This is a genomic window from Stenotrophomonas sp. TWI700, assembly GCF_039673645.1.
GTDB classification, from domain to species: domain Bacteria; phylum Pseudomonadota; class Gammaproteobacteria; order Xanthomonadales; family Xanthomonadaceae; genus Stenotrophomonas; species Stenotrophomonas maltophilia_AA.
Genome location: NZ_JBDJMB010000053.1, coordinates 1 through 6,543 on the forward strand (window position 1 = coordinate 1; position 6,543 = coordinate 6,543).

Sequence of the window (6,543 nt, forward strand, 5' to 3'; positions counted from 1 at the left end):
GCCCCAGGCCAGCGCGCTGTCGATCAGATCGGCATACACCGGCAGATCCAGCGCCTTCTTCACCAGGGTGGGATTGGTCGTGCAGTCGACCGGCTTCAAGCGCTTGATCGCTTCGTAATCGCCGGTATCGGCAACCACCACGGACAGATCGCGCAACTGGGAGAGTTTGGACAGCGAAACGGTGCTCATTGCAACTCCTGGGACGAATCGGTGGAACCTGCGCGACGACGCAGCAGGCGGGATCAGGCGTGGGGCTGGTGATGGACGGCGGTCACCCGCAGGCGCAGCTTGCGCCCACCCGGGGCCACCCAATCCATGGTCTGGCCGATCGACAGGCCCAGCAGGGCGGTGCCCACCGGTGCCAGGATCGAGACCTTGCCCTGTTCAACATCGGCCTCACGCGGATAGACCAGCGTCAGAACGTGCTTTTCGTTCTGCAGCTCATCTTCGCACTCCACGCGCGAATGCATCATGACGGTGCCCTCGGGAACCTGGTCCGGCGCCACGACGGTCGCGCGGTTGAGTTCCTCGGCCAGGGCGATCCCGGCGGGCGTCTGGCTGACAGCGGGAGACTCGAGCATGGCGTCCAGGCGGTCCATGTCGTGGCTTGAAACGATGATCGAGGGGGGCAGTCCGCTGGAAGTGGACATGGTGTAGCTCCTTGCGTTTGTGGAAGACCCATGCAAAAAGGCGGCGCCTGCTGGCACCGCCTCGTTCTATTGTGCTGACAATCGTAGACGGATGCGACCCGTCCGGCGTATCGGCCGCGTCGGCCGGTTCAGGCAGGCTCAGCCCGCGCGTGGCAACGGCGTGGCGGCGGCCGCCGGGACATCGGTGGACTCCAGCGCGAACAGGCCCTGCGGCAGCCGTTTGAACTGCTGGGCCAGCTGCTCCAGGAAGCCGGTCATCGCCGAACTGCGGCGCCATGCCATCGCGATGCGGCGGCTGGGGCGGTCATCGCCGCTGAAATCCAGCAGGCGGATGTTGTCCGAGCGCGGCACCGGCGGCTTGACCGAGAGCGTCGGCAGCAGGGTGATGCCCACATCGGCGGCCACCATCTGCCGGAGCGTTTCCAGGCTGGTCGCGCGGAACTCGGATTTCTCGTTGGCCCCGAACAGCCGGCACACCGCCAGCGCCTGGTCGCGCAGGCAGTGCCCGTCCTCGAGCAGCAGCAGCTTCTGCGACGACAGCTCCTGCACGTCCAGGTGCTGGCGGCGCGCCAGCGGGTGCTGCTGCGAAACCGCCAGCAGGAAGGGCTCTTCGAACAGGAATTCGGCATGCAGCTGGTCATCGTCCAGCGGCAGCGCCAGCAGGGCGGCGTCCAGCTTGCCCTCGCGCAGGCGGGTCAGCAGCTCGTCGCTCTTTTCCTCGACCAGCAACAGCTCCAGCTGCGGGAAGCGCTCGCGGATGTTGGGGATCACATGCGGCAACAGGTACGGACCCAGCGTCGGGAAGATGCCGAGCCGGACGGTGCCGGCCTCGGGATCGCGACTGCGTCGCGCAGCTTCTTTCATCTGCTCCACTTCGGCCACGATCGTGCGTGCACGCGCGGCGGCTTCCACCCCGGCCGGGGTCAGCATGACTTTGCGCGGTGCGCGCTCCACCAGCGGCAGACCCAGCTCATCCTCGAGCTTGCGGATCTGGGTGGACAAGGTGGGCTGGCTGACGAAGCAGGCAGCGGCGGCCTTGCCGAAATGGCGGTGGTCAGCCAGCGCCACCAGATATTTCAAATCACGTAGGTTCATTTCCTTGGACCTCTCACGGCAATGGACCGGGTGATGGCGTGGCTACCCAGCAGACAGACAAGGTTCCCGGCGAACCGGGAACCGGACGTTTCAGGCAGCTTCGGCGACAGCGCCGCTGCTCTTGGGAACGGAAGTGCGGATCAGATGATCGAAGGCGCTCAGTGCCGCAGTGGAACCGGCGCCCATCGCGATGACGATCTGCTTGTACGGAACGGTCGTGCAATCACCTGCGGCGAAGACACCCGGCACGCTGGTCTGGCCGCGGTCGTCGATCAGGATCTCGCCACGCGGTGACAGGGCCACCGTGTCCTTCAACCATTCGGTATTCGGCAGAAGACCGATCTGCACGAAGATGCCTTCCAGTTCCACCCGGTGCGAATCGCCCCCGACGCGGTCCTGATAGACCAGGCCCGTCACCTTCTGGCCATCGCCCAGCACTTCCTGGGTGAGGGCGCTGGTGATGATGGTGACGTTGCCCAGACTGCGCAGCTTCTTCTGCAGCACTTCATCGGCCCGCAGTTTGTCATCAAATTCCAGAAGGGTCACATGCGTCACCAGACCCGCCAGATCGATGGCCGCTTCCACGCCGGAGTTGCCCCCGCCGATCACCGCGACCCGCTTGCCCTTGAACAACGGACCGTCGCAATGCGGGCAGTACGCCACGCCCTTGTTGCGGTACTGGTCTTCGCCGGGCACGTTCATCTGGCGCCAGCGTGCACCGGTGGACAGGATCACCGAACGCGACTTCAGCGACGCGCCGTTCTCCAGCTTGATCTCGACCAGGCCATCGTCGCCCGCCGGCACCAGTGCGGTGGCGCGCTGCAGGTTCATGATGTCCACCTCGTACTCGCGCACATGCTGTTCCAGTGCCGCGGCCAGCTTCGGACCTTCGGTTTCCTTGACCGAGATGAAGTTCTCGATCGCCATGGTGTCCAGCACCTGGCCACCGAAACGTTCGGCCGCCACACCGGTGCGGATGCCCTTGCGCGCGGCATAGATCGCCGCGGCGGCACCGGCCGGGCCACCGCCCACCACCAGCACGTCGAACGGTGCCTTGGTGCTGAGCTTTTCGGCATCACGCTTGGACGCGCCGGTGTCCAGCTTGGCCACGATCTGTTCCAGCGTCATGCGGCCCTGGTCGAACACTTCACCGTTGAGATACACGGTCGGCACGGACATGATCTGGCGCGCTTCGACTTCGGCCGGGAACAGCCCGCCATCGATCGCTACGTGCTGGATGCGCGGGTTCAGCACCGCCGCCAGGTTCAGCGCCTGGACCACGTCCGGGCAGTTCTGGCAGGACAGCGAGAAGTAGGTTTCGAAGCGGTACTCGCCCTCCAGGTTGCGCACCTGCTCGATCAGCTCGGCCGTGGCCTTGGAGGGGTGGCCGCCGACCTGCAGCAGTGCCAGCACCAGCGAGGTGAACTCGTGGCCCATCGGCAGGCCCGCGAACACCAGGTGGATGTCCTGGCCCGGCGTGGTCAGCGCGAACGAGGGCGTGCGCTCGCTGCTGTCGCGACGCACGTCCAGGCTGATCTGCGTCGACAGCGAGGTCAGCGTGTTCAGCAGCTCGAGCATCTCCTGCGACTTGGCGCCGTCATCCACGTGCGCCGTGATCTGGATCGGACGGGTGACACGTTCCAGATAGGTCTTCAGCTGGGACTGGAGGTTGGCATCCAACATCGAAAAACTCCTTGATTCAGGCAAGGGAACAGCGTCGACGAACCCCGCGGGTGCATCTGCGCGACATGGGGGTGAACCGAAACCGGCGCGTGGGGCACCGGCTTGGGTTCACCCCCACCCCCGGCGGGCGGGGATGGGGATGAGAAGCGGCTTAGATCTTGCCGACCAGGTCCAGCGACGGGGTCAGGGTCTTTTCGCCTTCCTTCCACTTCGCCGGGCACACCTGGTTCGGGTTGGCGGCGGTGAACTGGGCAGCCTTCAGCTTGCGCAGGGTCTCGGAGACGTCACGGGCGATCTCGTTGGAATGGATCTCCAGGGTCTTGATCACGCCTTCCGGGTTGATGATGAAGGTGCCGCGCAGGGCCAGGCCTTCTTCCGGAATGTGCACGCCGAAAGCGTTGGTCAGCTGGTGGGTCGGGTCGCCGACCAGCGGGAACTGCGCCTTGCCGACGGCCGGCGAGGTTTCGTGCCACACCTTGTGCGAGAAGTGCGTGTCGGTGGTGACGATGTAGACCTCGGCACCGGCCTTCTGGAACTCGGCGTAATGATCGGCGGCGTCTTCGATCTCGGTCGGGCAGTTGAAGGTGAACGCGGCCGGCATGAAGATCAGCACGGACCAGTGACCCTTCAGGGTGGCGTCGGAGACCTTGATGAACTCGCCGTTCTGGTAGGCGTTGGCTTCGAACGGCTGGATCTGGGTGTTGATGAGCGACATCGTTGTTCCTCTTGGTGAAGGGGGTGGGTGAAGCGACCAACACAGGTTAGCGGCTCCGTTCCCATAAGGACAATCCATTGATTGCATCTATGCGATAGCCATAGACTATCAAAAGCAGCTGATCCTGCGATGAAGGGTGGCGGCGCTATCCGTCAGAACCGTTGCAGCGCAATGACCACGCCCGAACAGGCGGCGGGCGGTGCCATAGCTTCTGCATATCCGGGGACGCAGCAACCTGAACGGTCGCGCGGCTCGGGCGGCCGGCACCCCCGGATTTCGGACTGAAATCGATAGCGGCCACAGATCTAAATATGAGTGCCGATGCGTGGATTCAATCGGCGGCCGGTCGCGGACAGCCCGGGCGCGGGGCCGGCTCCCATGGCCCCGTGGACTACACTGCGCGCCCCACCGCTGTTCCGTCCCGCCATGACCGCCGCCCCTGACATCCGCCAGCTGCTCGCCGATGCCGCCGCCCGCCTGCCCGCCGTGGAAGGCCGGCACGAAGCGGAACTGCTGTTGCTGCACGTCCTGGAGCGCGAGCGCAGCTGGCTGTTCGCGCACGCCACCGATCCGGTCGAGCCGGCGCATGCCGCGGCGTTCGAGGCCCTGCTCGCCAAGCGCGTGGCCGGCGCGCCGGTGGCCTACCTGCTGGGACGCCGCGGTTTCTGGACCCTGGATCTGGAGGTAAGCCCGGCCACCCTGATCCCGCGCCCGGAGACCGAGCTGCTGGTCGAGCTGGCGCTGGCGCGGTTGCCGGCGGACAGCCCGCTGCGGATCGCGGATATGGGCACCGGCAGCGGCGCGATCGCCTTGGCGCTGGCCAGCGAACGGCCGCAGGCCAGTGTCATCGCCACCGACCTCAGCGAGGCCGCATTGGCGGTCGCGGCGCGCAACGCGCAGCGCCATGCACTGAGCAACGTCAGCGTCCGGCAGGGCGCGTGGTATGCCCCGCTGGCCGGCGAGCGGTTCGATCTGATCGCGACCAACCCGCCGTATATCGCCAGCGACGACCCGCACCTGGTGCAGGGCGACCTGCGTTTCGAGCCGGCTACCGCACTGGCCTCCGGCCACGACGGGCTGGACGACATCCGGCTGATCATCGCCGGTGCGGCAGCGCACCTGCTTCCCGGCGGCTGGCTGCTGATCGAACACGGCTGGGACCAGGGCGCGGCGATCCGCGCGCTGCTGCGGGACGCCGGTTTCCAGTCGGTCGCCACCGAGCACGATCTGGAACAGCGCGACCGGGTGAGCCTGGGCTGTCTGCCGGCCTGACCGCGTGCCGTCCCTGCGGTGACCCCGAGGCTAGAATGACCTGTCCACCGGGCCGCCGCGCAGCGTGATGCGGCGACTGTCATTCCACATGGAGTTCCTGTCATGCGTACGCTGTATCCCGCCATCACCCCTTACGACGTCGGCACCCTGAAGGTCGATGACCGCCACACGCTGTACTTCGAGCAGTGCGGCAATCCCGACGGCAAGCCGGTGGTGATGCTGCACGGTGGCCCGGGCGGCGGCTGCAGCGACAAAATGCGCCAGTTCCACGACCCGGCCAAGTACCGGATCATCCTGTTCGACCAGCGCGGTGCCGGCCGTTCCACGCCGCATGCGGACCTGGTCGACAACACCACCTGGGACCTGGTCGCCGATATCGAAACACTGCGCGAGCACCTCAAGGTGGATCGCTGGCAGGTCTTCGGCGGCAGCTGGGGCTCGACCCTGGCGCTGGCCTATGCCCAGACCCACCCGCAGCGTGTGACCGAGCTGGTCCTGCGCGGCATCTTCATGCTGCGCCGCTGGGAGCTGGAATGGTTCTACCAGGAAGGCGCCAACCGCCTGTTCCCGGATGCGTGGGAGCATTACCTCAAGCCGATCCCGGCCGTTGAGCGCCACGACCTGATCTCCGCCTTCCACCGCCGCCTGACCAGCGACGATGAAGCCACCCGCTTGGCCGCGGCCAAGGCGTGGAGCGTGTGGGAAGGCGCGACCAGCTTCCTGCACGTGGACGATGACTTCGTGAACAGCCACCAGGATCCGCAGTTCGCGTTGGCCTTCGCCCGCATCGAGAACCATTACTTCGTCAACGGCGGTTTCTTCGAGGTGGAAGAGCAACTGCTGCGTGACGCGCACCGCATCGCCGATATTCCGGGCGTGATCGTGCACGGCCGCTACGACGTGGTCTGCCCGCTGCAGAGTGCGTGGGAACTGCACAAGGCGTGGCCGAAATCGACGCTGGAGATCAGCCCGGCCTCGGGTCACTCCGCGTTCGAAGCCGAGAATGTCGACGCGCTGGTGCGTGCGACGGATCGCTTCGCGGGTTGATGGTGGTGTGCCGAGCAACCAGCTCCACCTACCGGGGCAACCCCCGCAGGCGCGGGGGGGTTTACAACCCGATGGGGTGGG

General features: G+C 66.2%; 7 protein-coding genes. 2 read left to right on the forward strand and 5 right to left on the reverse strand.

Features of this window, described 5'->3' with window-relative positions; genetic code table 11:
• From ABE473_RS18590 to ahpC, 5 genes are all read right to left on the reverse strand, one after another.
• A partial coding sequence (locus tag ABE473_RS18590; protein WP_346490514.1) for a transaldolase family protein occupies positions 1-189 on the reverse strand: 189 nt, incomplete at its 3' end.
• 53 nt (positions 190-242) lie between these two features.
• Positions 243-650, reverse strand: a complete 408-nt coding sequence (gene rnk / locus ABE473_RS18595; RefSeq protein ID WP_019182413.1) for a nucleoside diphosphate kinase regulator — start codon at positions 648-650, stop codon at positions 243-245.
• Between the two features lie 138 nt (positions 651-788).
• A complete protein-coding gene (oxyR, locus tag ABE473_RS18600) occupies positions 789-1,745 on the reverse strand; it encodes a DNA-binding transcriptional regulator OxyR (RefSeq protein WP_346490515.1) in 957 nt (318 codons plus the stop codon).
• Between the two features lie 90 nt (positions 1,746-1,835).
• The gene (gene ahpF / locus ABE473_RS18605; RefSeq protein WP_346490516.1) at positions 1,836-3,428 is read right to left on the reverse strand and encodes an alkyl hydroperoxide reductase subunit F; all 1,593 of its coding nucleotides are present in this window, start codon (positions 3,426-3,428) and stop codon (positions 1,836-1,838) included.
• 151 nt (positions 3,429-3,579) lie between these two features.
• On the reverse strand, positions 3,580-4,143 hold the full coding sequence (gene ahpC, locus ABE473_RS18610; protein ID WP_176990330.1) for an alkyl hydroperoxide reductase subunit C: 564 nt from the start codon (positions 4,141-4,143) through the stop codon (positions 3,580-3,582).
• A gap of 426 nt (positions 4,144-4,569) precedes the next feature.
• Here ahpC and prmC point away from each other — a divergent pair, with 426 nt between their 5' ends.
• A complete protein-coding gene (prmC, locus tag ABE473_RS18615) occupies positions 4,570-5,415 on the forward strand; it encodes a peptide chain release factor N(5)-glutamine methyltransferase (RefSeq protein WP_346490517.1) in 846 nt (281 codons plus the stop codon).
• A 102-nt stretch (positions 5,416-5,517) separates the two neighbouring features.
• Positions 5,518-6,462, forward strand: coding sequence for a prolyl aminopeptidase (gene pip / locus ABE473_RS18620; RefSeq protein ID WP_179460820.1), 945 nt, complete (start codon positions 5,518-5,520; stop codon positions 6,460-6,462).
• Positions 6,463-6,543: the final 81 nt, after the last annotated feature.